This window comes from Aquirufa sp. HETE-40SA (genome assembly GCF_054558635.1).
This window is the reverse complement of the sequence record NZ_JBPXKN010000001.1, coordinates 199,420-225,902: the sequence shown is the minus strand read 5'-3', so window position 1 is coordinate 225,902 and position 26,483 is coordinate 199,420. Positions and strand designations below refer to the sequence as shown.

General features: G+C 38.8%; 26 protein-coding genes. 15 read left to right on the top strand and 11 right to left on the bottom strand.

Going from position 1 to position 26,483, the window contains the following annotated elements:
• The first annotated feature begins 40 nt into the window (after nucleotides 1-40).
• Nucleotides 41-1,153: a bifunctional histidinol-phosphatase/imidazoleglycerol-phosphate dehydratase HisB gene (hisB, locus tag ACRZ9O_RS01030; RefSeq protein ID WP_459455515.1), complete on the top strand. Its 1,113-nt coding sequence runs from the start codon at nucleotides 41-43 to the stop codon at nucleotides 1,151-1,153.
• A 147-nt stretch (nucleotides 1,154-1,300) separates the two neighbouring features.
• Here hisB and ACRZ9O_RS01025 read toward each other — a convergent pair whose 3' ends face one another.
• Complete coding sequence (locus ACRZ9O_RS01025; protein WP_459455513.1) at nucleotides 1,301-1,975, bottom strand: JAB domain-containing protein; 675 nt, start codon at nucleotides 1,973-1,975, stop codon at nucleotides 1,301-1,303.
• Nucleotides 1,976-2,049: 74 nt separating this feature from the next.
• Entirely contained in the window at nucleotides 2,050-2,307 is a 258-nt protein-coding gene (gene rpsT, locus ACRZ9O_RS01020; protein ID WP_223130782.1) for a 30S ribosomal protein S20, read from the bottom strand.
• A gap of 51 nt (nucleotides 2,308-2,358) precedes the next feature.
• On the opposite strand from rpsT, the gene ACRZ9O_RS01015 reads away from it, so the two are divergent.
• Together ACRZ9O_RS01015 and ACRZ9O_RS01010 are read left to right on the top strand one after the other, a co-directional pair.
• Entirely contained in the window at nucleotides 2,359-3,243 is an 885-nt protein-coding gene (locus tag ACRZ9O_RS01015) for a zinc dependent phospholipase C family protein (RefSeq protein ID WP_459455511.1), read from the top strand.
• A gap of 18 nt (nucleotides 3,244-3,261) precedes the next feature.
• Complete coding sequence (locus ACRZ9O_RS01010) at nucleotides 3,262-4,443, top strand: class I SAM-dependent rRNA methyltransferase (protein WP_459455509.1); 1,182 nt, start codon at nucleotides 3,262-3,264, stop codon at nucleotides 4,441-4,443.
• 33 nt (nucleotides 4,444-4,476) lie between these two features.
• Here the strand turns inward: ACRZ9O_RS01010 and lepB are convergent, their stop codons facing one another.
• From lepB to ACRZ9O_RS00985, 5 genes are read right to left on the bottom strand one after another with little or no spacing between them, the layout of a single operon-like run.
• The gene (gene lepB / locus ACRZ9O_RS01005) at nucleotides 4,477-5,631 is read right to left on the bottom strand and encodes a signal peptidase I (protein ID WP_459455507.1); all 1,155 of its coding nucleotides are present in this window, start codon (nucleotides 5,629-5,631) and stop codon (nucleotides 4,477-4,479) included.
• A 1-nt stretch (nucleotide 5,632) separates the two neighbouring features.
• Complete coding sequence (gene dapB, locus ACRZ9O_RS01000; protein WP_459455505.1) at nucleotides 5,633-6,346, bottom strand: 4-hydroxy-tetrahydrodipicolinate reductase; 714 nt, start codon at nucleotides 6,344-6,346, stop codon at nucleotides 5,633-5,635.
• 2 nt (nucleotides 6,347-6,348) lie between these two features.
• Nucleotides 6,349-6,942 (bottom strand): DUF5683 domain-containing protein, encoded by a 594-nt coding sequence (locus ACRZ9O_RS00995; protein WP_459455503.1) that lies wholly within the window; start codon nucleotides 6,940-6,942, stop codon nucleotides 6,349-6,351.
• Nucleotides 6,942-7,862 (bottom strand): ParB/RepB/Spo0J family partition protein, encoded by a 921-nt coding sequence (locus ACRZ9O_RS00990; protein ID WP_459455501.1) that lies wholly within the window; start codon nucleotides 7,860-7,862, stop codon nucleotides 6,942-6,944. Before ACRZ9O_RS00990 ends, ACRZ9O_RS00995 begins: the two co-directional genes overlap by 1 nt.
• Nucleotides 7,863-7,871: 9 nt before the next feature.
• Nucleotides 7,872-8,651 (bottom strand): ParA family protein, encoded by a 780-nt coding sequence (locus ACRZ9O_RS00985; RefSeq protein ID WP_459455499.1) that lies wholly within the window; start codon nucleotides 8,649-8,651, stop codon nucleotides 7,872-7,874.
• A 107-nt stretch (nucleotides 8,652-8,758) separates the two neighbouring features.
• Here ACRZ9O_RS00985 and ACRZ9O_RS00980 point away from each other — a divergent pair, with 107 nt between their 5' ends.
• Entirely contained in the window at nucleotides 8,759-10,345 is a 1,587-nt protein-coding gene (locus ACRZ9O_RS00980; protein WP_459455497.1) for a peptide MFS transporter, read from the top strand.
• A gap of 1 nt (nucleotide 10,346) precedes the next feature.
• Entirely contained in the window at nucleotides 10,347-11,048 is a 702-nt protein-coding gene (locus ACRZ9O_RS00975) for a VIT1/CCC1 transporter family protein (RefSeq protein ID WP_459455495.1), read from the top strand.
• Here the strand turns inward: ACRZ9O_RS00975 and ggt are convergent.
• The gene (gene ggt, locus ACRZ9O_RS00970; protein ID WP_459455493.1) at nucleotides 11,042-12,724 is read right to left on the bottom strand and encodes a gamma-glutamyltransferase; all 1,683 of its coding nucleotides are present in this window, start codon (nucleotides 12,722-12,724) and stop codon (nucleotides 11,042-11,044) included. The genes ACRZ9O_RS00975 and ggt overlap by 7 nt on opposite strands.
• A 127-nt stretch (nucleotides 12,725-12,851) precedes the next feature.
• Between ggt and ACRZ9O_RS00965 the strand changes: the two genes are divergently transcribed.
• Both ACRZ9O_RS00965 and ACRZ9O_RS00960 read left to right on the top strand, forming a co-directional pair.
• The gene (locus ACRZ9O_RS00965; RefSeq protein WP_459455491.1) at nucleotides 12,852-14,090 is read left to right on the top strand and encodes an aminotransferase class I/II-fold pyridoxal phosphate-dependent enzyme; all 1,239 of its coding nucleotides are present in this window, start codon (nucleotides 12,852-12,854) and stop codon (nucleotides 14,088-14,090) included.
• 176 nt (nucleotides 14,091-14,266) lie between these two features.
• Nucleotides 14,267-14,446: a histone H1 gene (locus tag ACRZ9O_RS00960; RefSeq protein ID WP_223130792.1), complete on the top strand. Its 180-nt coding sequence runs from the start codon at nucleotides 14,267-14,269 to the stop codon at nucleotides 14,444-14,446.
• A 52-nt stretch (nucleotides 14,447-14,498) separates the two neighbouring features.
• On the opposite strand, the gene ACRZ9O_RS00955 is transcribed toward ACRZ9O_RS00960, so the two are convergent.
• Entirely contained in the window at nucleotides 14,499-14,903 is a 405-nt protein-coding gene (locus tag ACRZ9O_RS00955) for a MaoC family dehydratase (RefSeq protein WP_459455489.1), read from the bottom strand.
• Between the two features lie 69 nt (nucleotides 14,904-14,972).
• Here ACRZ9O_RS00955 and ACRZ9O_RS00950 point away from each other — a divergent pair, with 69 nt between their 5' ends.
• Both ACRZ9O_RS00950 and dnaA read left to right on the top strand, forming a co-directional pair.
• The gene (locus ACRZ9O_RS00950; RefSeq protein ID WP_459455487.1) at nucleotides 14,973-15,812 is read left to right on the top strand and encodes a diacylglycerol/lipid kinase family protein; all 840 of its coding nucleotides are present in this window, start codon (nucleotides 14,973-14,975) and stop codon (nucleotides 15,810-15,812) included.
• Between the two features lie 273 nt (nucleotides 15,813-16,085).
• On the top strand, nucleotides 16,086-17,516 hold the full coding sequence (gene dnaA / locus ACRZ9O_RS00945; RefSeq protein ID WP_459455485.1) for a chromosomal replication initiator protein DnaA: 1,431 nt from the start codon (nucleotides 16,086-16,088) through the stop codon (nucleotides 17,514-17,516).
• Between the two features lie 52 nt (nucleotides 17,517-17,568).
• On the opposite strand, the gene recA is transcribed toward dnaA, so the two are convergent.
• Entirely contained in the window at nucleotides 17,569-18,627 is a 1,059-nt protein-coding gene (gene recA / locus ACRZ9O_RS00940; protein ID WP_395618627.1) for a recombinase RecA, read from the bottom strand.
• Between the two features lie 126 nt (nucleotides 18,628-18,753).
• On the opposite strand from recA, the gene ACRZ9O_RS00935 reads away from it, so the two are divergent.
• Nucleotides 18,754-19,578: a DUF3108 domain-containing protein gene (locus tag ACRZ9O_RS00935; protein ID WP_459455483.1), complete on the top strand. Its 825-nt coding sequence runs from the start codon at nucleotides 18,754-18,756 to the stop codon at nucleotides 19,576-19,578.
• Here the strand turns inward: ACRZ9O_RS00935 and ACRZ9O_RS00930 are convergent.
• A complete protein-coding gene (locus ACRZ9O_RS00930) occupies nucleotides 19,521-20,810 on the bottom strand; it encodes a cryptochrome/photolyase family protein (protein ID WP_459455481.1) in 1,290 nt (429 codons plus the stop codon). The two genes, ACRZ9O_RS00935 and ACRZ9O_RS00930, sit on opposite strands and share 58 nt — an antisense overlap.
• 120 nt (nucleotides 20,811-20,930) lie before the next feature.
• Between ACRZ9O_RS00930 and queA the strand changes: the two genes are divergently transcribed.
• From queA to ACRZ9O_RS00905, 5 genes are read left to right on the top strand one after another with little or no spacing between them, the layout of a single operon-like run.
• Nucleotides 20,931-21,983, top strand: a complete 1,053-nt coding sequence (gene queA / locus ACRZ9O_RS00925) for a tRNA preQ1(34) S-adenosylmethionine ribosyltransferase-isomerase QueA (protein WP_459455479.1) — start codon at nucleotides 20,931-20,933, stop codon at nucleotides 21,981-21,983.
• 20 nt (nucleotides 21,984-22,003) lie between these two features.
• Complete coding sequence (locus tag ACRZ9O_RS00920) at nucleotides 22,004-22,669, top strand: 2-C-methyl-D-erythritol 4-phosphate cytidylyltransferase (RefSeq protein ID WP_459455477.1); 666 nt, start codon at nucleotides 22,004-22,006, stop codon at nucleotides 22,667-22,669.
• Between the two features lie 3 nt (nucleotides 22,670-22,672).
• Nucleotides 22,673-25,048 carry an efflux RND transporter permease subunit gene (locus tag ACRZ9O_RS00915; protein WP_459455476.1) on the top strand — a complete coding sequence of 792 codons (2,376 nt, stop codon included), beginning with the start codon at nucleotides 22,673-22,675 and terminating at the stop codon, nucleotides 25,046-25,048.
• Nucleotides 25,049-26,230 (top strand): MFS transporter, encoded by a 1,182-nt coding sequence (locus tag ACRZ9O_RS00910; protein WP_459455475.1) that lies wholly within the window; start codon nucleotides 25,049-25,051, stop codon nucleotides 26,228-26,230. It abuts the gene before it with no gap.
• Nucleotides 26,220-26,402, top strand: a complete 183-nt coding sequence (locus tag ACRZ9O_RS00905; RefSeq protein WP_459455473.1) for a hypothetical protein — start codon at nucleotides 26,220-26,222, stop codon at nucleotides 26,400-26,402. Before ACRZ9O_RS00910 ends, ACRZ9O_RS00905 begins: the two co-directional genes overlap by 11 nt.
• Nucleotides 26,403-26,483 lie beyond the last annotated feature (81 nt).

The following is a 26,483-nucleotide window of genomic DNA, read 5'->3' as shown; positions in this document are numbered from 1 at the left end:
CAAAATTACCTTATTTTTTTTATTTGCTTACCTTTGTAAGATGAAAAAGGTGTTATTTATTGATAGAGATGGGACTTTGATAGAAGAACCTAAAATTGACCAGCAGGTTGATAGCTTCGAAAAGCTTTCCTTCTTGCCCGAGGTTATCTCTAATCTGAAAAAAATAAACACCATCACTGAGTATAAATTAGTGATGGTGACCAATCAGGATGGTTTAGGGACGGATTCTTTTCCAGAAGAAACGTTTTGGCCAGCACACCAAAAGATGTTAGACATATTCGCTTCAGAGGGAATTAACTTCGAACAAATTCATATTGACCGCAGTTTTGCACACGAAAATAAACCAACACGTAAACCAGGTATTGGTTTACTAAGTGAATATTTCACGAATGAGTTTGATTTAGCGAATTCATTCGTCATTGGTGATCGTTTAACTGATATTGAATTAGCAAAGAATTTAGGGGCCAAAGCTATCTTCATTGGAGATCTAGAAATCCCTACCGAATTACAATCTTATACTGCATTGCAATGCATGAATTGGAATGAGATTCACGAATTCTTCCTTTTGCCTGCTAGACATGTGCAACACGAACGAAACACGCACGAGACAAAAATTGCCATCGATTTAAATTTAGACGGCAAAGGAATCGCTAAGAACGAAACAGGCTTAGGCTTTTTCGATCATATGTTAGACCAAATAGCGAAACACGGAAATCTCGACTTAGCGGTTAAAGTAAATGGCGATCTGCATATTGACGAGCACCATACCATCGAAGATACGGGTATAGCCTTAGGTGAGGCTTTTGCCTTAGCTTTAGGAAACAAGAAGGGTATCGAGCGTTATGGTTTCTTATTGCCAATGGATGACTGCTTAGCTCAAGTCGCGATTGACTTCTCTGGCCGTAATTGGCTTGTATGGGAAGCTTCATTCAAACGCGAGATGATAGGCGAAATGCCTACAGAAATGTTCTTTCACTTCTTCAAATCATTCTCAGATGGCGCAAAATGTAATCTAAATATTCAAGCGACGGGAGAAAATGAACACCACAAGATAGAAGCGATCTTTAAGGCTTTTGCGAAGGCTATTAAAATAGCGGTGAATCGAGACAGAAAAAATTTAGATTCTTTACCTAGCACCAAAGGACTTCTTTAAAATTATTCGTAAATTTGAATCATTAAACAATAATACAATGGGATATTCAGGAGCAGCTTTTTTTATCATCTTATTCGCAATTTCAATTGTAGTGGGTGCTAAACTTCAAAAAATCTATCAAGAGAGAGGTAAATAATCCTCTCTCTTTTAGTTTAATTTCCCATCGTCTGCAAAACTGTAAAAAGTAGTCGAACCTATGATGAGGTGATCCACCACATCAATATCAAATATCCTACCGGCATCCACCACCTGTTTCGTTAATTCAATATCTGACCAACTAGGCCTCATTTGATCACTTGGATGATTATGTGCTAATATTATAGAGGATGTAAGCCGTTCTAAAGCAGATTTGAATAGCAAACGTAAATCAACGGTAGTACCAGAAACCCCTCCTATACTTAATTTCTCCGCAAATACGACTGTAGAGGCTCGATTTAAATGAAAGACCCAAAATTCTTCTCGAATCAAATCTGATAAATAGGGCTTTATCAAACTGTAAGCGTCCACAGAATTTCTAATAACCAATTTAGTACTGGATTCGAAAATCTGCCTTCGTCTACCTAATTCAAGAGCTGACACTAATAGGGCGGCTTTAGCAGGGCCTATTCCTTTAAGTTTCTTAAAATCATATAAATTGTAGCGAGCTAAAAGACACAAATCTCCTTCAATAGTATTTAATATAAGTTGAGCTAATTCTGCTGCAGAATGTTCTGCAAATCCAGAACCTATCAGTATGGTCAAGATTTCAACCAACGACATTTCACTTGCTCCTAATCGAGCTAATTTTTCTCGAGGCATATCCTCTTTCCTGACAGTTTTCATTCAAGAAAGGTAGACCTTATAAACGAATAAACCCCTCTTGCGGAGGGGTTTATCACTATCTTGATTATCTAAAATTAAGCAGCTACTTTGTTCACTAACTTAGCTAATTTAGATTTTTGATTAGCAGCTTTATTCTTGTGAATGATGTTTTTCTTAGCCAATTTATCTAAAGAAGAAGAAACTTGCTTGAAAAGCTCTACCACAACAGATTTATCAGTCGTCAATCTCAATTTCTTGATCAATGTACGTGTAGACTTGTGTTGGTAACGATTACGTAAACGCTTTGCTTCGTTAGAACGGATACGCTTTAGTGCTGATTTATGATTTGCCATCTGTTAAATAAAATTCTCTTTTTACAAAATTGAATTGCAAAAGTACATAATATGAAATTAAATAGCAAGAGTACTTTTAAAATTTATGTGTTATTGCTAAGCTGTTTTGTAGCTCAGTCAGAAACAAGAGCTATTTGGGGATTCTTTGGACATCGAAAAATAAACTTATTGGCCACCTACACTTTACCCCTACCGTTATATTCATTCTACCGAAGACATCAGAAAGAAATTCAAGATCTTTCCGTGCTTCCTGATGCTAGACGCTACCTACTTGATGAAGAAGCTGCACGGCATTACATTGATTTAGACAAATATGACCTAAACCAAGTTAGTTTTACTAATTGGGAGCAAATGCTACGTAAAATACCTGAAGATTCACTAAGAAAGCACGGTATCGTACCCTGGCATATTCCCCTTGTCTACCAACGATTGATTCAGGCATTTATTAAAAAAGATAGTTTGCAAATCATTAAATTATCAGCTGAACTAGGGCATTATGTGGCAGATGCACATGTTCCTTTACACACTAGTTCAAATTATGATGGCCAAAAGACTGGGCAAGACGGACTGCATAGCTTTTGGGAATCCAGAATTCCTGAAATTCTAGGTAAGCAGCTAGACCAATTTAGTGGACCAGCAAACTTTATTCCTGATGTACAGCATAGTTCATGGACATGGGTACTTGCCTCACATAAGCAACTACCCATGCTATTTTCAATGGCTACTAAAGTGAGTGTTGAGATAAAAGAAGCTGAAAAATATAGCTTCATACAAAAGGGTTCAAGCTTAATCAAAACACCTAGTATAAAATATAGCCTTGCTTATCATAAAGCGCTAAATAAGCAGATTGAATCCCGGTTTTTAGCAGCCGTTCAACACGTGGGTGATTTGTGGTATTCTGCCTGGTTAGAGGCTGGTCAACCATCTTTCGAATAAATTTTGCATTTTTGCAGAATGAAATCCACTCTTTTTATTCAATTAAAGCCGGGAAAAGACGCACCGGTGAAACGTTTCCACCCCTGGGTATTTTCCGGAGCTATTGCAAAACAAAGCCCTAATCTTCAAGATGGTGACTGGGTTACAGTCTTTAGTTCACGCGATGAATTCTTAGGAACAGGTCACTACCACAATGGAAGTATTGCCGTTAAAATCATCTCTTTCCAGGAAATTGAATCAAAGAGCAAGTTTTGGGAAAAACGAATTCAAAATGCATGGGATTTACGTGCACTATTGCCTTTAGAAAAAACCAATGCCTTTCGCCTCATTCACGGGGAAGGTGATGGTTGTCCAGGTTTGATAATGGATTTGTATAAGGATGTGCTCGTTTTTCAAGCACACACCATTGGGATGCACCGTGATCGCGATGAGATTGTGGAAGCCGTTAAAAAGATTTTAGGCAAGAAAATCAAAGCTATATACGATAAAAGCCGAGAGACATTACCCACAGAATATGCACAAAAATGCACGAATGGCTATGTTTTTGGTGAAGTAGCGGTTCCTTATACCGTAAAAGAAAATGGAATTTCTTTCTCCATTAACTGGATCACAGGCCAAAAAACAGGCTTCTTCATCGATCAACGCGAAAATAGAGCCCTATTAGCGAAATATGCCAAAGAGAAATCAGTATTAAACACCTTCTGTTATTCAGGTGGATTTTCACTCTACGCGTTGGAAGCTGGCGCCGCATCAGTTATCTCCTTAGATGCCTCAGCTAAAGCAATCGACTTAGTCAATGCTAATATCGAATTAAATAAAATGCAAGGCTTACAGCATGAAGCCATCGTAGGAGAAACCCTACCTTATTTGAAGGCCAATGAAGATGAATTTGACATAATCATTTTAGATCCACCAGCTTTCGCAAAATCGATGAATGCGAAACACAAGGCGCTTCAAGGCTACCAAAAAATCAATGAATTAGCTCTAAAGAAAATTAAGAAAAACGGATTACTTTTCACTTATTCTTGTTCACAAGTAATCACACGCGATTTATTCTACAATATGCTCGTAGCAGCAGGAATTGCGGTAGGCAGAGAGATTCAGGTAATTCATCAAATGACACAATCACCTGATCATCCGATTAACTTATTTCACCCAGAAAGTAATTACTTAAAAGGGTTTGTTCTGAAAGTATTATAATCAAAAAAGGCAGCTCTGGAGCTGCCTTTTATATTAGTTTACGAATCTGAAGAGGCGATTCCATCGAATAACCTCCCAGAATTTCCAAGAGAATAAAGACTTATTCGCATCAAGTGACATCCAAACAAAGAAGGCTTTTCCAACAATGTGATCTGAAGGAACAAAGCCCCAGAAACGCGAATCAGCTGAGTTATGGCGATTATCTCCCATCATAAAATAATAATCCTGCTTGAAGGTATAAGAAGTAATGGCCTTACCATCTATGGAAACTTGATATCCATTAACAACCAAATTCTTATTTCCTTCGTATTTCTGAATAGCCTCGCTGTATAAAGCCACATTCCCAGGTGTTAAAGCTACCGTCAATCCTTTCGCAGGTACTTTTAAAGGACCATAGAAATCTCGATTCCATTTGTACAATGTTGTATCATGAGGGAAAATATCGATAAAAGTTACTCCTTTAGGATCTTTAAAGAAATTAGTGTCAAACGTTTTGCTGAAAGGCTGTGCTTGAATCTCGTCCATCATGGCCTTCGAAGTATTCAACTTATATCCCCATAAAACATTTTGGGAATCTGGCTCCGCTAAAGGCAACCAATCAGCAGAATCATAACTCGCATCTGGGGCATTACGAATTCCATATTCTTCAAAGAATTTATCATCTAAATTCTCTTTGGTCTTCATAAAAATAGGATGTTGCATCCTTTCAGGATTGACCATCGCCTTACCATTTACAATCACCTGTTGGTCACGCACTTCTAACACATCCCCCGGAGTCGCTACGCAACGTTTTACATAAAATGTACGCAAATCAACAGGTGCATCACCATCCTCCTCATAATTAGGTACATTAAAGACTACCGCATCGCCTTGTTTGACTGATGAGAAACCAGGAAGACGGTAAATAGGCAAATCTAACCAACGTAAATACGATGGAATATTGGTAAACCAAATCTTTTGGTGAGTCAAAGGCAATTGCAAAGGAGTCTTAGGCGTTCGAACCCCATAATGTAATTTACTCACAAATAGAAAATCCCCTACCATCAAAGAACTCTCCATCGAAGGTGTAGGAATGGTATAAGCCTCAAATACAAAAAAGCGAATTAAAGTCGCTGCTACCACAGCAAATGCAACCGAATCTAACCACTCTCTGAAGGCTGACTTTTGTTTTTTAGGTGTCTCTTTCATCTTATTTTAACATATCGTCCATACCTAGGACGCCTTTTTTATCTTGAACCCATTCCGCTGCAATCACAGCGCCTAAGGCAAATCCCTCGCGGCTGAAAGCCTCATGGGTAATTTCAATTTGATCTACTTTAGAAATATACTTTACAGTATGTGTACCCGGGATAATAGACTCACGTTGAGACCAAATAGCCACTTCATTCGCCGCCGGTATCTCATTATTCACCCATTTATCCTTTGTGACATAAGCATCAATTATGCCTTCAGCAATTGTGATAGCCGTACCACTAGGAGAATCTTTCTTCTCTAAATGATGTATCTCATTCGTATAAATGTCGTAGTCTTTTTGAGGCGCCATTAATTGCGCAAGCATCTTATTCAAGCGGAAAAATAAATTCACACCAATCGAATAATTGGACGCATAAAAAAAAGTAGAATTCTTCTCTTTCGTCAATGCCTCTATTTCCGCTTTCTTCTCTAACCAACCTGTCGTTCCACAAACAACAGGAATCTGTTTGTTTATACACGTTAGAATATTCGAGTAAGCAGAGGCTGGATGAGAGAATTCAATCGCTACATCAGCGTCAGAAGAAGTTAAAGCCTGCAAATCTGCTTGATTTTCTACATCTATTTTAGCTACGATTTCATGGCCACGACCAAACGCTAAACGTTCGATCTCCTTGCCCATTTTACCATAACCAATTAAAACTATTTTCATCCTTATTTAAAATTAAATGACAAGGTAATGCCGGATACCAAACTTTGGGAAAAAGGCTGGTAATCTACCGTCGGTTTCACCTTTAAACTGATATCATCAGAGACATCAAACGTTTTCAAATGAGCACTTACATTCGCATCCACCACATTAAAAGTCCAAGCCAAAACCATGCCTATATAAGTATAATCCCTATTTCTTCGAAACCCATCCGTCAATCGCTTTAGCTGATTGATGTCCAAGTCCCTAATTGTTCCATCTTCATAAGGCACGGCTACCGTAGTGGGCGGTTTATAAGATGGATCTTCAGGGTGGGGGGAAACTTGATAATAAAAATCCCTGTATTTCGTGTAGCGAACATTATTGTAATTCGCAATCACTCCCAACGTAACAAAAGCCCCAGCCACTAAAGGTAACTTCCAATACTGTCTATTATATAACTGACCCCAACCGGGAATCATTAAGGACTTAAGCGTTGCTTGTCGCGGAATGATTTTATATGGTTTCACTAGGGGCTTTACTTGAACCGTGTCCTTTACATCCTTTGAATGTAAACTGAATGGCAAAAGCAAAACTAATAGGAGGTACCTGAAGTACATTATTGAACTTTGTTAAGAATAGTTAATAACTCGTCTTTCGATTTAAAACTCAATTTGATCTCCCCTTCTCCTTTATCATTCATTTTTAAAGCTACGGGTGCTTTAAAAAATGATTTCAATATCGCTTGCCAAGCTTGCAATTCATGCGCAGAAACCTTATTGGTAGTCGAACCTAAGGTAGCCACATCAATGTTTCCTGATTGTCGCACCGCATCTTCAAGTCGACGAACAGACCAATCTTCTGCCATGGCTTTCAGGAATAATGTATTTTGCAAAACCGTATCCTCTAATGAAACCAAGCAACGCGCGTGTCCCATCGATAATTTATTATCCCGAATGGCTATTTGAATACTTGGTGGTAATTTTAGTAAACGCATGTAATTCGTCACCGTCGAACGGTTCTTTCCTACACGAGCCCCTAAATCTTCTTGCTTTAAATCACATTCCTCCATTAATCGCTTGTAAGAAAGTGCAATTTCAATGGCATTTAAATTCTCCCGTTGGATGTTTTCAATTAAAGCCATCTCAATCATCTGCTGATCATCAGCCGTCCGAACATAGGCCGGGATGGTCTTTAAACCTGCTAGTTTAGACGCTTGATAACGACGTTCTCCGGAGATTAATTGGTATTTTTTGGCTGAAATCTTACGAACAGTGATAGGCTGAATGATACCTTGAACACGAATAGACTCTGCCAATTCTTGTAAAGCCTCTGGTGCAAAATACTCGCGAGGCTGAAATGGATTGGTTTCGATCAACTCTAACGCAATCTCATCCATCAAATTCATCCCTTCTAGACTTCCTGCAAAATCAGAAGGATGACGCGCTTGCAAGCCACCTCCATCAGAATCTTCTAATAAGGCACCTAAACCACGACCTAAACCCGTTCTTTTCTTTGCGTTTTCTTGCTTTGCACTCATATGTCTAGACTAGATAGTCACTAGTAAACCATTCTTGCGAATAATTTCTTTGGCTAAATTTAAATAACTAATTGCCCCTTTGCTGTCTGCATCATGTAAAATGGCTGGAACACCAAAGCTAGGCGATTCAGATAACCGAATATTACGTGGAATAATCGTCTCAAAAACCATATTCTTAAAGTGGGAATTCACTTCATTAACCACCTGATTCGATAAGCGCAAACGCAAATCATACATAGTCAACAATATACCTTCAATAACTAAAGCTGTATTTAAACGAGATTGTATAATCTTAATGGTATTCAATAATTTACCTAATCCCTCCAGCGCATAATATTCACACTGTACCGGAATAATAACCGAATCTGCAGCGGTAAGACTATTAATAGTAATTAATCCCAAAGAAGGGGAACAATCCATAATAATAAAATCATATTGATCTTTCACCACCTCAAGGGCTTCTTTCATCTTCCGTTCCCGGTTATTCAAATTGATCATTTCTATCTCTGCTCCCACTAAATCGATGTGCGAAGGAATGATGTCTAAAAAAGGAACTTCAGTGGGTAAAATACTATCCTGAACGCTGGAAAGACCTACCATACATTCGTAAATACTATTCTTCACTTCTTTCGGGTTAAACCCTAACCCAGAAGTGGAATTTGCCTGTGGATCCGCATCGATCAATAAGGTTTTGAACTCAAAAGCAGCTAAACTGGCAGCTAAATTAATAGCTGTCGTTGTTTTCCCTACTCCCCCTTTTTGATTTGCAATCGCGATTGTTTTGCCCATAGGATGTTAAACGAAATGAATTGACAATATTACAAAAAAGGTTTCACATCTATCTCGAAATTAAATTACATTCTTGTATCTTGTCATCAAAAATTAACCAAACCTATATGTCATCAAATAGTACTTCTCACCCTAAAGGACTTTATTTTCTATATTCCACAGAAATGTGGGAGCGTTTCAATTTTTATGGAATGCGCGCCATACTATCCCTCTTTTTAGTGAGCGCACTTTCCTTTAAACAAGACGAGGCAGCGATCTTATATGGGGGTTTCTTAGGACTCAGCTATTTAACTCCTATGCTGGGTGGATATATTTCAGATCGGTATATTGGTAATAGAAATAGTATCATCGGAGGTGGATTTGCGATGGCCATCGGACAATTGTTATTATTCAGCTCTGCAAGCTCCTTTACATTAGATGTTCCGTTAGCCACGAATTTAATGTGGGGCGGATTGTTGTTTTTGATCTTAGGCAACGGTTTCTTCAAACCGAATATTTCCTCGATGGTGGGTCAATTATACAAAAAAGGAGATAGTCGCCTTGATGCCGCCTTTACCATTTTTTATATGGGAATTAATACGGGAGCCATGCTAGGCATGCTCATTTGCCCTTGGTTAGGAGACGTAAAAGTAGATGGTGTTCGCGTTATAGAGGCATTCAAATGGGGTTTTTTAGCTGCTGGAGGAGCGATGTTAATCGGAAGTGTTTTATTCATTCTGTTAAAAAGCGTGTATTTGAAGGCACCAGATGGGAGCGAAATTGGCTTAGCTCCTACGTTTAGTGAAAACCAACAAGATGATGCTGAGACTGAAAAGGCAGAATTCTCCACTCAGTCCATTGTCATCTCGAGTGCATTATTTATAGGTTTGATTATTGGATTTCATTATTTATTCATCACTGAAGTGGCTAATCCCATCAAAGATTGGATTTATCCGGTCATTTATTCAGCGGGAATTAGCTTGGCGTTCTTGATATTGAGAGACAAAACTTTAACCAAAATTGAAAGGGATCGAATTTGGGTGATGTATTTTGTAGCCTTCTTTGTGATTTTCTTTTGGGCAGCTTATGAGCAAGCAGGTTCCTCCTTAACTTTTATTGCGGATCAACAGACGGATTTGAATTTCTTTGGAATCATGCTACCGCCTAGTTCAGTCCAAAATGCCAATTCCTTCTTCATCATCATTTTAGCTTTTCCTTTTTCTTGGTTTTGGATGCGTCTGGCCAAAAAAGGTATCGAACCTAATTCTCCTGGGAAGCAGGCCATCGGTCTGATGCTGTTAGCCATTGGTTACTTAATCATAGCATTAAAAGTAAAAGATTTAGGATCCGATAAACTGGGAGTGATTTGGTTATTCGTTATGTATTTATTTCATACCATGGGAGAATTGAGTCTATCGCCTATCGGATTATCCTTAGTATCTAAGTTAGCTCCTAAGCGATTCTCCTCCTTATTAATGGGTGTATGGTTCTTAGCGAATGCAGCGGGATATGCCTTATCTGGAACCTTAGGAGCTCTTTTGCCTCCAGCTACTGCGGTAGTAGGCCAAACTGTATTCCCCAGTTTCTTAGGCTTCGAGATCAAAAATCTCTATGATTTTTTCATTGTTTTTGTAATTATGGCTGGAATTGCCTCTGTAATTTTGTTTGGCCTAGCCAATGGTCCACTAAAACGAATGATGCACGGCATCCGATAATATGAATTCACACGATCATCATTTGCATGAACAACATTTAAAAAGCTCTGACTTCATTACGGACGTCGTTATCGGGATGTCTGATGGATTAACCGTTCCATTTGCTCTAGCCGCGGGACTTTCTGGAGCTGTCGCTTCTGCAAGCATCGTAACAACGGCTGGTGTGGCTGAAATCGTTGCAGGATCCATTGCCATGGGTTTAGGTGGTTTTTTAGCTGGCCAAACGGAACAAGAGCACTACGAGTCAGAACTAAGACGCGAATACGAGGAAGTAGAACGTGTTCCAGAAAGAGAGAAACAAGAGATAAGGGATGTATTCGAAGATTATGGTTTGAGCCCTGAGGCGCAAGAAATTGTCGTTGAATGTATCTCTAAAGACAAAGACAAGTGGGTTGACTTTATGATGCGTTTCGAATTAGGATTAGAACGACCTAACCCAAATCGTGCGAGGAATTCAGCCTTAACTATCGGCATTTCGTATATCATAGGAGGTTTTATTCCGCTCCTACCCTATTTCTATGTAGAAAAACCACAGGATGGATTAATCTATTCGGCCGAAGTCACCATTCTTGCCTTACTAGTATTTGGCTATTTTAAGAGTAAAGTGACTGGCCAAAATCCGATTATCGGATCATTAAAAGTAACCTCCATCGGTGCCGCAGCTGCAGCTGCCGCCTATTTCGTAGCTACCTTATTTCAATAGGCAGACACCGTATCATCACCACGGGAATCTGCGCCACCCTGTAGATTCCCATTAGGTAAGACTAAAATCCCTTCTACCAGGCCAATACCTGAAACCGGCGCAAAAGTATATCCTTTTGCTTTTAAACGACCTTGCTGCTCTTCTGAAAAACGGGTTGGTTCTGTTGTAATCTTTTCTGGAAGCCATTGGTGGTGAAAACGAGGATATTCTACCGCTTGCTGCATATTCATCCCCATTTCTAAGGTATTTAAGACCACTTGAAAGACGCTGGTAATAATAGTAGAGCCCCCTGGAGTGCCCACCACCATCTTTAATTTACCATTTTCCTCCACAATTGTAGGAGTCATGCTCGATAACATTCGCTTGTTTGGTTGAATCTCATTCGCCTTTGAACCAATTAAACCATAAAGGTTAGGTGCACCTGCTTTGGCAGAAAAGTCATCCATCTCATCATTTAATAAGAAACCAGACCCACCCACAAAAACCTTGGAGCCATACGAATTATTTAAGGTCGTAGTGATGGAAACAGCATTCCCTTCTCCATCTACAATACTATAATGCGTTGTTTCAGGACTCTCATAGCCCGGAAATGAACCTGCTTGGATATCAGCACTCTTCGTAGCCTGCGTAAAATTCATCGAAGCCATGCGAGAAGTGGTGTAAGACGGATCGATTAATTCAGTAACAGGAACTTTGACAAAATCAGGATCTCCAAGCCATTTACTGCGATCTGCATAAACCCGTCTCTCTGCTTCGACCATCACCTGAATGGTTGAATCGGATGTAGGACCCCATTTTTGCAGCGAATATGGAGCGACCATTTGCAATAATTGCGCAAGAGCAACTCCTCCGCTGCTTGGTGGCGGCATACCTATAATTTGGTAATTTTTATACTGACTTTTAACAGGAGTTCTCCAAACAGCTCGATAATTCTTCAAATCTTTTTTAGAGATCAAACCCTTCTGCGCTTTCATTTCATTAACAATGTTGTTTGCTGTTTGGCCTTTATAAAAACCATTAGCCTTCTTCTTTAAAATCAACTCCAAAGTATTTGCTAAATCTGCTTGCACTAATAAATCGCCGGCTTTCCATTCTTTCCCTTCTGCTGATAACAGGTAATTCTTACCCGGATTCTCTTTCAAAAATTCCGTTCTCTGTCGATTCAAGCCTCTTGCTTCCTTTTCAGTTAAGATCAATCCATTTCTAGCTAAATCAACTGCTGGCTGCAAAAGCTCATTCCAAGGTAATCGCCCTAATTTATCATGCATTTCTTGCATCCCTGCTACAGTGCCAGGAACTCCGACAGAAAATATACCTGTCATACTTTTACCTGGAATGATTTTACCATCCGCGTCTAAGTACATGTCTCTGCTAGCAGCAGCAGGCGCTTTCTCCCGGTAATCCAACGCCTTCGTATTTCCAGATTTATCGCGATAAACGAGAAACCCTCCTCCCCCAATGTTTCCAGCCGATGGATGGCAAACAGCTAAAGCAAAATTAACCGCAACTGCAGCATCTATGGCATTTCCCCCATTTTTCAAAATAGCCAAACCAATTTCAGAAGCGGCTGGATGGGTAGAAACCACCATACCCTTTTTTCCTTCAATTAAAGGCTTTTGAGTACTTTGGGCGAAAACGGGAAAAGATAGGAGAACGAGAAAGAAATACTTAGTCATTTTAATTTTATTTTGAAATGAAATGTCAAATTAATAGAATCCTATGATTTACTAACATTGCGATAATAAAAATATAATTTAACTTTGTGATTATTTAAAGATTTTTTCAATAAAACGTATACTAACAGTGGATATTTTCGAGAAGGTAGCAAATAACATGGGGCCGATCGGTGCACACGCCCATTATTCCCACCATTATTTTTCATTCCCAAAATTAACAGGAGAATTAGGCCCTAGAATGACTTTCATGGGCAAAGAAATGTTAAACTGGTCTCTTAATAACTATTTAGGGCTAGCAAATCATCCTGAAGTTAGAAAAGCAGACGCTGATGCCACTGCAAAATACGGTTTAGCTTACCCAATGGGCGCACGTATGATGTCTGGTAATACAGATGAGCACGAAGAATTCGAACGTCAATTAGCTGAGTTTGTCGGAAAAGAAGATGCATTCCTATTGAATTATGGCTACCAAGGAGTAATGTCTTTAGTAGAATGCATGGTAGATCATAAGGATGTTATCGTTTATGATGCAGAATCTCATGCCTGTTTAATCGATGGTATTCGACTACATAAGGCTAAAATGGGCCAATATTATAAGTTTAACCACAATGATATGGATTCATTGCGTAAAAACTTAGAACGCGCCACTAAAATCACAAACGAAACAGGTGGTGGTATATTAGTCATCACGGAAGGTGTTTTCGGTATGTCTGGAAAAGTAGGCTCTCTAGATAAGATCGTGGAAATGAAAAAAGATTTCAATTTCAGATTACTAGTAGATGATGCACACGGCTTTGGAACAATGGGAGATAATGGAAAAGGAGTAGGTGAATACTTAAATTGCACAGTTGGTATCGACTTATACTTCTCCACATTTGCAAAGTCCATGGCAGCCATTGGCGCTTTTGTTGCTGCTCCTAAGAATATCATTATGTATTTAAAGTACAATATGCGTTCTCAAACCTATGCAAAAGCATTACCTATGCCTTTTGTCATCGGTGGTATGAAGCGTTTAGAACTAATTAAAAAACACCCAGAATTAAGAGAAAAGTTATGGGAGAACGTTCGGGCACTTCAAAAAGGATTAAAAGATAAGGGATTTGATATTGGGGAAACTCAATCTCCGGTAACTCCGGTATTCTTACATGGTGATTATGATATCGCAGCAGTCACTAAATTAGTGCGTGACCTACGTGAAAACATGGGTATCTTCTGTAGTATCGTTGTATATCCGGTAGTTCCTAAGGGCCAAATCATGTTAAGAATCATTCCTACTTCATCACATACAATAGCCGATATTGAATATACTTGCGACTGTTTTGCCGAAGTACAGAAAAGATTGAAATCTGGGTACTACGCGCAGTAATTGATTGATTTAACGGTAATTTTAGTAGAAATTGTATTTTTTTGCATTTTTTTTCTGTTTTTTCTTGATATTAATTTGCACAGAACAAGTTTTTTACTAAATTTCGCTTATTAAAGCTCATTTAAGGGCATAAAGACAATCTAATATTATTTACACAACCTAAAAAACAAATTATCATGAGTAGATTTGCACAAGTAAAGGACTTAATTTTATCTTTAGAAGGAGATTTCGAAAAATTCTACGATAAAGGAAATCAAGCAGCTGGTACTCGCGTTAGAGGTGGTTTACAACAATTGAAGACTTTAGCACAAGAAATTCGTACTGAAGTTCAAAACAAGAAAAACTCAGGAAAATAATTTTTCCCCTCTTTGATAAAAAAAGCCCGATATACATCGGGCTTTTTTTATGTTAAAATAGTTCTGCATGCATGGCAGAGGCCATGCCATCCACCATGATCTTTCCTCTTTCTAATTCAAACACTTTAGTAGAAATTTCTGCGGTGTGCTTAGCAGGATTCGTGCTTACAATTTCGAACTTTGCCTTGTAAGTTAACCCTACATAAAGTGGGCGTTTAAATTCAGAGACCTGCTTTAAATAGACACTGCCTTCACCTGGAAATTCCATTCCCATCACGCGCGAAAAAACACTCGCAATTAAGGCTCCATGAATAATAGGTTTTTTAAATGGAGTCGTTGCTGCATAAGCTTCATCCCAATGCAGAGGATTAAAATCGCCTGATATTTTACAGAAATCATTTACTTGCTCTTGTGTGAATGAGAATTCGATCTCATACGAGTTTCCAACTTCTAACATAGATTGATCATTTTTTGTAAAATTAAACCAAAATTTGATTCTATTTTTGTGCAAATTTAAATTAAACCCATGATTCACTTTATTCTAAACCCGAACGCAGGAACTAATTCTTTGCAAAAAAGGGAACGAATAGTAAAGACTTTACAGGCTATCCCTCATTCGAAGATATGGCAGACAGAGCGAATGAATCATGCGTCAGAATTAACTAGAAATGCACTGTTAGAGGGTGCTACAAAAGTTATTGCAATTGGAGGCGATGGTACCATAAATGAAGTTGCCTCTGCACTCTTACATACTTCGATACCCCTAGGAATTATTCCAATGGGATCAGGAAATGGCTTAGCACGACATTTAGCTATTCCACTAGAATTCAATAAAGCACTTGAAAAAGCGTTATGTGGAACATTAATAACGATTGATTCAGGTAAATGGAATGATCGCACTTTTTTTTGTACGGCAGGAATCGGTTTTGATGCATTTGTTGCTGAACATTTTGCCAAAAGAGCAAAAAGAGGCTTTCTTAATTACATCTATTCCACGCTAGTTTCACTTGGAAAATACCAACCCATTCATATCCAAGAAATAGGCCCAGTATTTTCGCTCACAGTAGCGAATGCAAACCAATTTGGGAACAATGCCTTTATTTCACCTGAATCAGACTTACAAGATGGCCTTTTAGAGATTATACAGGTTAATCCAGGCTCTTTTTGGTCCATCGCAAATCTTGGAATAAGTCTATTTCGAAAAAAGCTGCCTTATCATCCGCTAGTCAAGATTTCCACTGTAAAAGCTCTTCACATTGAACTAAATAAAGGCATCCCATTTCACTTAGATGGTGAAAGTTTTACACTCGAAAAGAATACGATTGATCTATCGATTCTACCCGCATCCCTTGTAGTGGTAAAATAATTTTCTTATACTTTTTCAAGTAAAAGAATGATTTAAGCACACTTAATTTGAACAATTTTTAGAACCAAATTTTTAGGCCTTTTTTTTCGAAAAAAAACTGGATTTATTTTTGTTTTCAAATTTGGAACGACATCTTATTTTACTATTTTTGTCTCCCCGCTTAAGAAAAAACTAACCGTTTTCTTAGTTTAGAACCAGTAGCAACTTTTTAAATTATTTACAAGGCAAATTCCCTAAAAATTTGTCCTGAGAAGTGTTCGACCAATATAATTAATGCAAATCGAAGTAAGAGATTTATGGAACCAGTGCTTGAATATCATCAAAAATGATATATCAGAACAAAGTTTCGCAACTTGGTTTGCTCCCATTATCCCTCTTAAATTCCAGAATAACACCTTATTGATTCAAGTGCCTTCACAGTTCTTCTACGAATGGCTAGAAGAGAAACATGTTTCGGACTTAAGGAAGGCAATTGACTTGACGATTGGACGTCAAGGAATGTTAGAGTATTCAATCGTTATCGATAAAGGAGATCGTAAGAATCCACCGATTACTTTTAATCTCCCACCCACGAATCAGGGTCAAACTAATACAGATAAAGGAAGTAACTTTCCTAATCCAGCGAAGAGTCCATTTGAGCTAAAAAACTTAGATTCCTTAGAATTAGATTCTTATTTAATTCCAAAATATACCTTTGATAAATTTATCGAGGGAGATTGCAATCGCTTAGGACGTGCAGCTGGTATGGCAGTAGCCAATAAGCCCGGTTTGACAGCCTTTAATCCATTAATGATTTATGGTGGTGTAGGTTTAGGGAAAACCCACTTAATCCAAGCCATTGGAAATCAGATTAAAGATTCTTTTCCAGATAAATTTGTCTTGTACGTTTCAACTGAGAAGTTCACAAACCAATTTGTGAATGCCATAAGGAATAATTCTATCGAGGCCTTTACTAATTTCTACTTACAAGTAGATGTGTTAATTATTGATGATGTTCAATTCTTATCAGGTAAAGAAAAGACACAGGAGACTTTCTTTAACATCTTTAATCATTTACACCAATCAGGAAAACAAATCATACTTTCATCTGACCGTGCTCCTAGAGACCTGGCAGGTATGGAAGATCGATTATTATCTAGATTCAAATGGGGTTTAACGGCTGATTTGCAGCAACCTGATTTTGAGACCAGAATTGCGATTATTCAAAAGAAATTGCAAGAAGACGGCATACAAATTGACTTTGATGTTTTAGAATACCTAGCTCATTCGATTCAAACTAACGTACGTGAATTAGAAGGAGTAATCATCTCCTTAATGGCACAAGCTTCATTAACTCGTAAAGAGATCGATTTAGAATTAGCTAAGTCTACTTTAAAGAGCATTGTTAATGAACAAGAAAAAGAATTAAGCGTAGAGAGTATCCTAGATGTAGTTACGAATCATTTTGATGTGGATCTTGATACTTTAAGAGGTAAATGCCGCAAAAAGGAAAATGTATTCCCACGCCAAATTGCCATGTACATGTTGAAAGAGTTAACTAATCTGCCTTTAAAGTCGATTGGATATCATTTCGGAGGTAGAGATCACAGTACTGTCATTCATGCTGTCCAAGCTGTTTCCGAAGCAATGGAAACCGATAAAGGGGTAGAAAAGACCATTCGAAATTTATTTACCCGATTTAATCTCAAAGGAGTTCAATCATAAAAAAAGCGACTAATCTACATTAGCCGCTTTTTTTATCACGTTAGGTTTTTTCTTATTCAGCTACCGCATCTTTGTCAATCAGCGCGCTGTCATCCACCTTCACTTTATCTTTAATCTTTGCTTCCAACTCTTCCATTAATTCTGGGTTATCCTTGATTAAGTCTTTCACGGCATCGCGACCTTGACCTAAACGATTGCCATTATAAGAGAACCAAGAGCCTGATTTATCAATCACTTCTAAATCTACTCCTAAATCAAGGATTTCCCCAGCTTTAGAAATTCCTTCCCCGTACATGATATCAAATTCCACCACTTTAAACGGAGGTGCTAATTTGTTCTTCACCACTTTCACACGCGTTCTATTTCCGGTAATCGAATCCGCACTTTCTTTAATTTGACCCGCACGACGAATGTCTAAGCGAACAGATGCATAGAATTTCAAGGCATTACCACCCGTTGTCGTCTCAGGAGAACCAAACATCACACCGATCTTATCACGTAACTGGTTAATAAATACGCAACAACAGCCTGTCTTATTAATCGTACCAGTCAATTTACGTAAAGCTTGCGACATCAAACGAGCTTGAAGACCCATTTTAGAATCTCCCATCTCCCCTTCAATCTCCGCTTTAGGAACTAAAGCAGCCACTGAGTCAATTACAATGATATCAATCGCACCTGAGGAAATTAAATGTTCAGCAATTTCTAACGCTTGCTCACCATTATCAGGTTGAGATATTAACAGGTTTTCACAATCAATACCTAATTTCTCTGCATATGAACGATCAAAAGCATGTTCCGCATCTACAAATGCTGCTAAACCACCTGCTTTCTGAGCCTCAGCGATCATGTGCAAGGTTAACGTCGTTTTACCTGAAGATTCTGGACCATAGATCTCTACGACACGTCCTCTAGGTACACCGCCAATGCCTAAGGCTAAGTCTAATCCTAAGGAGCCTGTTGAAATAACAGGAACATCCATCACTTTACTATCGGATAAACGCATGACGGTTCCTTTACCGTATGCTTTATCTAATTTCTCTAACGTAGTTTGTAAAGCTTTTAACTTTTCAGCCGCCAGGCCTTGCGCATCACTAGCTTGTTTCGCCATTTTCGTTTTTTATCTAAAAATTTAAGGGGCAATCGACTATATTTGTTTTATCGTTTGGCCTATACAAAAATAGAAAATTGCCTCTAATTTTTTATACAAACAATTGATAATAAATTATGCTTTGGCATGAAAAATCAGACTCTTGTTATTTTTCTATTCTTGTGTTCTTTCTGGAGCCTTTCTGCTCAGGAAAATAATGCCCTAATAGCAGGAGAAAATCTAAAATACAGAATACACTTAGGGTTTATTAATGCAGCCGAGGCTACCATAAAAAGTAGCCCTACAATTACTAAAATGGGAGACCGAACCGTTCGAAAAGTAGAAATAGAGGGTGAAACAACAGGAGTACTTGAATTATTTAGTCCTTTAAGAGACTATTGGTCTGCACAGATCGATACAGAGACCATGCTCCCTTTGAAAACTGAAATGCGCAAACGAGAAGGGCGCTACCGAAAGGAAGAAACTGTTCTATATCAAATGGATAAAGGTTTTGCTAAAATCACCTCCCCACAAAATAAACCCGTCAACAGCACGATAGCAGGGTCTAAAGACCTATTAGATCTAATTTCGGCCTATTATTTTTTACGCAGCAAACCCGTTTCAGACAAGAAACCAGGTTCCCGATGGTCAGCACAAGTTTTAGTAGATAGTAAAATTTACGAATTGGTCTTAGTCGTTCGATCTAAGGAAACTATCAACACAGAGGCTGGTAAAAAAGCAAGCATCAAAACGAATATTCTATTACCTAAAAATGACATGTTCAAAGAGGAAGATGCTATCCGACTTTGGATAAGTGATGACGAGTATCAGGTTCCCTTAAAAATACAGGTCAACTTGAAGATCGGATTTTTAACGATCGACTTAATTGATTACAGCATACAAGGGAGGAAAATCTATTTTCCTAAAGCTTCTTTGTATGCAGCTAATACTCTAACACGGGCAAATTCGTGATTGACAATAGGTGCTGGATAAGTCAATTCTTGTAGTTCAGGCACCCATTTATTAATATAGGCCAAAGAGTGATCGAATTTTTGTGTTTGCAATGTCGGATTGAATACACGGAAATAGGGAGCTGCATCACAGCCAGATCCGGCTGCCCATTGCCAGCCTCCATTATTCGCTGAAAAATCGAAATCTAAAAGTTTAGCCGCAAAATAGGCTTCTCCCCAGCGCCAATCAATCAATAAGTGCTTGACTAGAAAACTAGCTACCACCATACGTACCCGATTGTGCATAAATCCAGTGGCATTCAATTCCCGCATCCCTGCATCCACAATCGGATATCCAGTCTTTCCTTCGCACCAAGCCTTGAATTCCTCCTCATTATTACGCCACTTCATACGATCATATTCTTTTCTAAAAGAATGCCCCTCTCCTACATGTGGAAAATGATGCACGATATTGAAATAAAAATCACGCCAAATCAACTCATTTAACCACACCTCCGACTTACCAACAGCTTGGCGAACTAAAGAGCGAATCGAAATGGTACCGAATCGAAGATGCACCGAGAGTCTTGATGTACCTGGTTTGGCCGGAAAATCACGGTCCTGAGCATAGGCTTTAATTAATTCATCTTGCACCACAGCTGAAGGAAAGTCTAGGCCAGATGGCTGAAATCCAATATCTGATAAAGTAGGAAGTGTAAAAATCTCGGAAACATAATGGGTACTATCAGCGGAGGGAAAATTAGGTAAAGCGCTCTCGGCCAATAAAGCCTTCCACTTACGAGAATAGGGGGTAAAAACAGTGTAAGGTGTACCTGCACCGGACAAAACTTCGTCCTTCTCAAAGACAACCTGATCCTTAAAAGTTCTGAATTCTACACCCTTTTTCTTAGCTAAATCGCTGACAGCTGCGTCGCGATCTAAGCCATAGCGCTCATAATCGTGGTTTGCATAAATGCGAATGACATCCCATTCTGATAACAACTCTTTGAATATATCGATGGGATTACCCTTTTTGACACATAGATGACCACCAATAGCCTTATTAATGCGCGAAATAGATTGATGAATAAACTCCACCCGACCGTCCATTGTAGAAGGAAGGCGATCCAGAATGTTCGTATCAAAAATAAAGAGAGGAAGAACAAGCTCTGCAGCGGATAAAGCTTGGAATAATCCATGATTGTCCTCTATCCTCAAATCGCGCCTAAACCAAAATATGGAAACTTTTTTCATCCTCTATGTATCTTAAAGGGGTAAACTACACAGATTCTAGATTGTTTCAAAAATTTACCTTGACAAGCCCCCCTTCAATATGGTATATTCGTAAATTATAAAAATTCAACCCCTCTGAGAATGAAATTATCTGAATTCAGATTTGATTTACCCCAAAACTTAATTGCCCTTAACCCTACCGAGAATCGCGAAGATGCGCGTATGATGGTGGTTAATCGTAAGAACAAGACAATTGAACATAAGAAATTCACTGATATCATTGACTATTTTGGCGAAGGCGATGTCTTGGTTACGAATAATACTAAGGTTTTTCCTGCACGTCTTTATGGTAACAAGGAAAAAACAGGTGCTCAAATCGAGGTATTTTTATTAAGAGAATTAAATAGAGAACACCGTCTTTGGGACGTATTAGTAGATCCAGCACGTAAAATTCGTGTGGGGAATAAATTGTATTTTGGTGATTCTGACCTAGTAGCAGAGGTTATCGACAATACAACCTCTCGTGGACGCACCATTCGTTTTCTTTATGATGGAGATCACGATGCCTTGATGCAAACGATACACGAATTAGGAGAAACACCACTTCCAGATGAGATTCGTTTCAAAAGAGCAGCGACAGAAGATGATCGCGAGCGTTTCCAAACCATTTATGCAGAGCACGTTGGTGCTGTGGCAGCTCCTACCGCTGGATTACACTTCTCTAAGATAATCATGAAGCGCATGGAATTAAATGGCGCTCAGTTCACTCCTATCACTTTACACGTAGGGTTAGGTACTTTCCGCCAGGTCGATGTAGAGGATTTGACTAAACACAAAACAGATTCTGAGCACTTTATAATCAATGAGTCAACTTGTGGTTATGTGAATGAGGCAATCGATAATAAAAAACAAGTTTTAGCCGTTGGAACGACTGTAATGAAGGCTTTGGAATCATCCGTTTCAGCGAGTGGGCACTTAAAACCAATTAATAGCTGGACAGATAAATTCATCTTCCCTCCATACGAATTTAAAATCCCTACCGCTTTATTAACGAATTTCCACCTACCTGAGTCGATTTTATTAATGATGGCGTCGGCATTTGGTGGTCATGAGCTGATAACAGAAGCCTACAAACAAGCGATAAAGGAGAAATACCGTTTCTTCTCGTATGGTGATGTGATGTTAATTATCTAATCGAATAAATCGGGTTTGCTTTGAAAAAATATGCCATTATTGTCGCAGGGGGCTCCGGCCAGCGTATGCAAAGTACGGTCCCTAAGCAATTTTTGCTTTTGCAGGGCAAACCCATTTTATATCATACACTCAAGGCATTTTATGAGGCAGATGCTTCTACTGAATTATTAATCGTGTTGCCAGCGGATCAATTCAATACCTGGGAATCACTGATTTCAAATCTGCCCACTATACCACATCGATTAGTAGCTGGAGGGAATTCTAGATTCCAAAGTAGCCAAAATGCGATTCAGACCTTGACAGAGGACGGATTAGTGGCCATTCACGATGGAGTAAGACCCTTGATTGAGCCCACATTGATTTCTACTAGTTTCCATGAAGCTGCTCAGAATGGAAATGCAGTACTAGCGGTAGCTTCGAAAGATTCGGTTCGTTTTTATTCCGCTGAAAAAGAACGTTTCGAGCACTTAAATAGAGAGACAATACGTTTGATACAAACACCCCAAATCTTCTCTGTGAAAGATCTAAAAGAAGCATTTAAACAGGAATATTCGCATGATTTCACGGATGATGCGCGAGTGGTAGAAGCTTTAGGCATACACATAAACCTAGTAGAAGGATCTTATAAAAATATCAAAATCACTACACCAGAGGATTTGTTATTAGCGGAGGTCTTACTGAAATAATCTATGAAAAACGCTTGGAATTGGATTGGTAAAAGTATCCTTCACTATAAATTTCCATTATTGGGATTTATATTGGTGTTAACGATTGGCCTGGGGTTTAAAGCAAGCCAAATCCAACTCAGCTACGAACTCGCCAAGATTCTTCCTGTCTCCGATGAGCGCTTTCAACTCTACGAAGGATTTAAAAAGAAATACGGCGAGGATGGGGCGGTAATGGTGATTGCAGTTGAAAATTCCCAAATTTTTAGTCCCGCTGAGTTTGAAGCTTGGCGGGATTTAAGTACAGCAATAAAAACCCAACCAGGGATCAAAAACGTTCTTTCATTAGCCACTTTACCAGAATTGTATATCGATTCGACGGAAAAGAAATTTAAAACGCGTTTACTTCTTGATTCTACTCAAGTACTAAATGCGGAGAATTTACTTCTTTTTAAGTCCCGATTAGATCAATTACCCATCTATAAAAACTTCCTATATACCGAGGATTTAAAGACGCACCTCTTGCTAATTACTCTCGACCAAAAAGTCATCAATGACAAAGGGAGAATCACTTTAGTTAAAAAAATAAAGACTTTAGGGGAACAATACCAATCTAAAATGAAGCATACGGTTCATATGACGGGTATGCCATTTATTAGAACAGAATACACTTCCCAAGTAACGAAAGAATTGAGCCTCTTTTTAGGCTTGGCCATCTTAGTTACTTCCCTGATCTTATTATTTTTCTTCCGTTCCTTTCAGGTGGTATTCTTTGCGAATATTGTCGTGCTAGTAGGCATAGTTGCCTCTTTAGCCACCATCGTCTTCTTCGGCTTCAAGATTACTTTGTTATCTGGATTAATTCCACCGCTCATTGTGGTTATCGGGATTCCTAATGTGATTTTCCTATTAAATAAATACCACGAGACGTATTTGGCAGGCAAATCGAAGGAAGAATCCCTCATTGAAAGTGCGTCGAAAGTGGGTCGTACCTTGTTTTTAGCAAACTTAACTACATCTATTGGTTTTGGAGTATTTGCCTTTACTGGTTCTGCTTTGTTAGTCGAGTTTGGGATTGTAGCTGCCTTGAATGTGATGATCACCTTCTTCGTTTCGCTCGTTTTGATACCGATATTCTTTAGCTTCTTAACACCTCCAAAACAGAAAGATTTAGCACACTTTGAGTCGGTAAGAGTAAATAAATTCTTGAATCGAGTGGACATCTGGGTACTTCATCACCGGAGGTTTATTTATGGTTTCATTTCAATCGTGTTAGTGATTTCCTTTTATGGCTTGAGTAAAATTCAAGCAGTGGGATATATCGTTGATGATCTTCCACGGGACAATGCGATCTATACGGACCTTAAGTTTGTAGAAGATCGATTTAAAGGGGTGATGCCATTTGAAGTAAATATCGATGCATTTGAGAAAGGAAGAGCATTGACGCCAGAGCTTTTGGCCAAAATAAAAAGAACAGAGAAGTTGATAGCTAAATACCCTGAATTCACGCAAGGTCTTTCCATCTTAACCGCTACCAAATACCTATACCAGGTGTATCGTGGTGGGGATCCAAAGTATTTCACCTTGCCAGGGATCGACGAACTAGCTAAACTAAAGGACTTCCAATCAAGCCTTGATGGCAAAAACAATAATCTATTTGCTGGATTCATTGATAAAGACAAACGTTTCACACGTATTAGTTTCCAAATGCAGGATGCAGGAACCGTTCGAACGAAACAATTATTCGACGAAATTCAGCCTAAAATTGATAGCATTTTTAGAACCGATATTGAATCGGGAGAATTGTTAACAAAAGGAGATAAGAGAGGTTATCAGGCTGATGTGACAGGCAATTCTGTCATCTATGCTTTCCAAACGGAATACTTGCAAGTCAACCTAATCGAGAGTACGATTACGGCTATCATCTTGATTTGTATTTTGATGGCACTCCTATTCCGTTCCTGGAAAATGGTATTAATCTCTACCCTACCTAGCTTAATTCCATTGATTATAACGGCTGGATTGATGGGCTATTTTGGCATTGCCTTAAAGCCTAGTACCATATTAATCTTCTCCATCGCCTTCGGAATTTCTAGTGATGGGACCATCTATTTCTTAACTCGTTATAAGGAGGAATGGGCTAAAAACAATCAAAATGTGCAGAAAGCAGTACAAACAACCATTCTAAAAACGGGGGTTTCTATGTTCTACACAGCGATGATTCTGTTTTTTGGCTTCTTTATCTTTACGGCATCTACTTTCAAAGGAACACAAGCACTAGGGATATTAGTTTCAGTTACCTTGTTGATGGCGATGATTTGCAACCTAATCCTATTACCAGCTTTCTTATTAGGTCTTAATAAAAAGGAAATTGCCACCATTTTAGAAGAAGATTTGTAAATGACAGCAAGAAAACCGTCTCTTTACACTTTATCCTTCTTTTTACTTTGTCTGAGTAACTTTCTGTTTTCTGCTAGCTTCTCGATGATCATTCCGGAGTTACCAGATTATTTAGCGAGTCTCGGGGGTAAAGAATACATCGGGTACACGATTGCTTTATTCACACTTGCGGCAGGTTTTTCACGTCCCTTTTCCGGTAAACTGACTGACCATGTCGGCCGAATTCCCATTATGGCTTTTGGATCCCTTGTTTGCTTCATATGTGGAGGACTTTATCCTTTAATGCACACCGTTCAAGGATTTTTATTTCTACGGTTCATTCACGGGATGTCTACAGGGACTAAACCCACTGCAACGGCTGCTTATGTGGCGGATATAATTCCAGAAGACCGCAGAGGGGAAGCACAAGGCAGCTTGGGTATCTTTACCGCTACAGGAATGTCCATTGGACCCGCCATAGGAAGTTTCTTTGCCTCTCATTATGGGTTAGACCAAATGTTTTACATCTCTTCCATTTTTGCACTTGCCTCCATTGTGATTCTGAGCCGAATGAAGGAGACCTTGCCTAAGGCGATGAAATCTCGTTTCAGTCTCTCCCTATTTCGCATTGGGTGGAAAGATGTGTTTGAACCTAAAGTCATTCCTGTTTTTTGGGTAATGCTATTCGTCTCCTTTTCTGCCGGCGCCATGATCACCTTAATCCCAGATACGTCTAAGGTCGTTGGATGGTCCAATAAGGGCTTATATTTTACAATTTATACCGTATCCTCTATTGTGATCCGCTTCTTTTTCTCCAAAGCTTCGGACCAGTACGGACGAATTCCTGTGCTGATTTTTGGCTGTTTTATGCTAAGTGTTTCCATGTTTTTATTGGTGTTTTCCGCGAATTCCTATTTGTTTATCGCCTCTGCCATTATTTATGGAATTGCCTGGGGATTCAATACACCTACCTTAGCCGCCTGGACTAATGACTTAGGAGACAAAAACCACATGGGTAGAGCGATGGCCACGATGTATATTGCTTTAGAAGCAGGAATAGGTATAGGTGCTTATGTCTCCGGTGAAATTTACCAAGGGGTCGCCTGTCAGATTCCTATTCCATTTTTATTAGCAGCCTTATTATCTTTGTTAGCGTTTATATTATTGTGGACGAAAAAACGAAATTGGACGTATGGAATTTAGTGAATACCTATCCCAAAAAAACATCTGCTCTGCCTCTTTTTCTGCGGCAGAACCTGACCTATTTAAAACTTGGTCTGACGCCTATAATCTTTTGCATCCAGCCAGTTTCACCGAACAAAATAAGTTCATCATCAATAAAATAAGAAGAAAATATACCTTGAAAAAGGAGTAATCTTGAGCAATTACTGTCTTTATATTAGTAAATAACCGGAAAAACATTGCACTATTTAAATAATTGATTCAGTCAATTATT

Coding starts and splice junctions, on each gene's coding strand:
- ACRZ9O_RS00930 (WP_459455481.1), bottom strand. CDS start 20,810: ATGAAAAAAGTTTCCATATTTTGGTTTAGGCGCGATTTGAGGATAGAG.
- ACRZ9O_RS01010 (WP_459455509.1), top strand. CDS start 3,262: ATGAAATCCACTCTTTTTATTCAATTAAAGCCGGGAAAAGACGCACCG.
- ACRZ9O_RS00915 (WP_459455476.1), top strand. CDS start 22,673: ATGAAAAACGCTTGGAATTGGATTGGTAAAAGTATCCTTCACTATAAA.
- recA (WP_395618627.1), bottom strand. CDS start 18,627: ATGGCGAAACAAGCTAGTGATGCGCAAGGCCTGGCGGCTGAAAAGTTA.
- ACRZ9O_RS00975 (WP_459455495.1), top strand. CDS start 10,347: ATGAATTCACACGATCATCATTTGCATGAACAACATTTAAAAAGCTCT.
- dnaA (WP_459455485.1), top strand. CDS start 16,086: ATGCAAATCGAAGTAAGAGATTTATGGAACCAGTGCTTGAATATCATC.
- hisB (WP_459455515.1), top strand. CDS start 41: ATGAAAAAGGTGTTATTTATTGATAGAGATGGGACTTTGATAGAAGAA.
- queA (WP_459455479.1), top strand. CDS start 20,931: ATGAAATTATCTGAATTCAGATTTGATTTACCCCAAAACTTAATTGCC.
- ACRZ9O_RS00980 (WP_459455497.1), top strand. CDS start 8,759: ATGTCATCAAATAGTACTTCTCACCCTAAAGGACTTTATTTTCTATAT.
- ACRZ9O_RS00910 (WP_459455475.1), top strand. CDS start 25,049: ATGACAGCAAGAAAACCGTCTCTTTACACTTTATCCTTCTTTTTACTT.
- lepB (WP_459455507.1), bottom strand. CDS start 5,631: ATGAAAGAGACACCTAAAAAACAAAAGTCAGCCTTCAGAGAGTGGTTA.
- ACRZ9O_RS00905 (WP_459455473.1), top strand. CDS start 26,220: ATGGAATTTAGTGAATACCTATCCCAAAAAAACATCTGCTCTGCCTCT.
- dapB (WP_459455505.1), bottom strand. CDS start 6,346: ATGAAAATAGTTTTAATTGGTTATGGTAAAATGGGCAAGGAGATCGAA.
- ACRZ9O_RS00960 (WP_223130792.1), top strand. CDS start 14,267: ATGAGTAGATTTGCACAAGTAAAGGACTTAATTTTATCTTTAGAAGGA.
- ACRZ9O_RS00935 (WP_459455483.1), top strand. CDS start 18,754: ATGAAAAATCAGACTCTTGTTATTTTTCTATTCTTGTGTTCTTTCTGG.
- ggt (WP_459455493.1), bottom strand. CDS start 12,724: ATGACTAAGTATTTCTTTCTCGTTCTCCTATCTTTTCCCGTTTTCGCC.
- ACRZ9O_RS01015 (WP_459455511.1), top strand. CDS start 2,359: ATGAAATTAAATAGCAAGAGTACTTTTAAAATTTATGTGTTATTGCTA.
- ACRZ9O_RS00990 (WP_459455501.1), bottom strand. CDS start 7,862: ATGAGTGCAAAGCAAGAAAACGCAAAGAAAAGAACGGGTTTAGGTCGT.
- rpsT (WP_223130782.1), bottom strand. CDS start 2,307: ATGGCAAATCATAAATCAGCACTAAAGCGTATCCGTTCTAACGAAGCA.
- ACRZ9O_RS01025 (WP_459455513.1), bottom strand. CDS start 1,975: ATGAAAACTGTCAGGAAAGAGGATATGCCTCGAGAAAAATTAGCTCGA.
- ACRZ9O_RS00955 (WP_459455489.1), bottom strand. CDS start 14,903: ATGTTAGAAGTTGGAAACTCGTATGAGATCGAATTCTCATTCACACAA.
- ACRZ9O_RS00950 (WP_459455487.1), top strand. CDS start 14,973: ATGATTCACTTTATTCTAAACCCGAACGCAGGAACTAATTCTTTGCAA.
- ACRZ9O_RS00995 (WP_459455503.1), bottom strand. CDS start 6,942: ATGTACTTCAGGTACCTCCTATTAGTTTTGCTTTTGCCATTCAGTTTA.
- ACRZ9O_RS00985 (WP_459455499.1), bottom strand. CDS start 8,651: ATGGGCAAAACAATCGCGATTGCAAATCAAAAAGGGGGAGTAGGGAAA.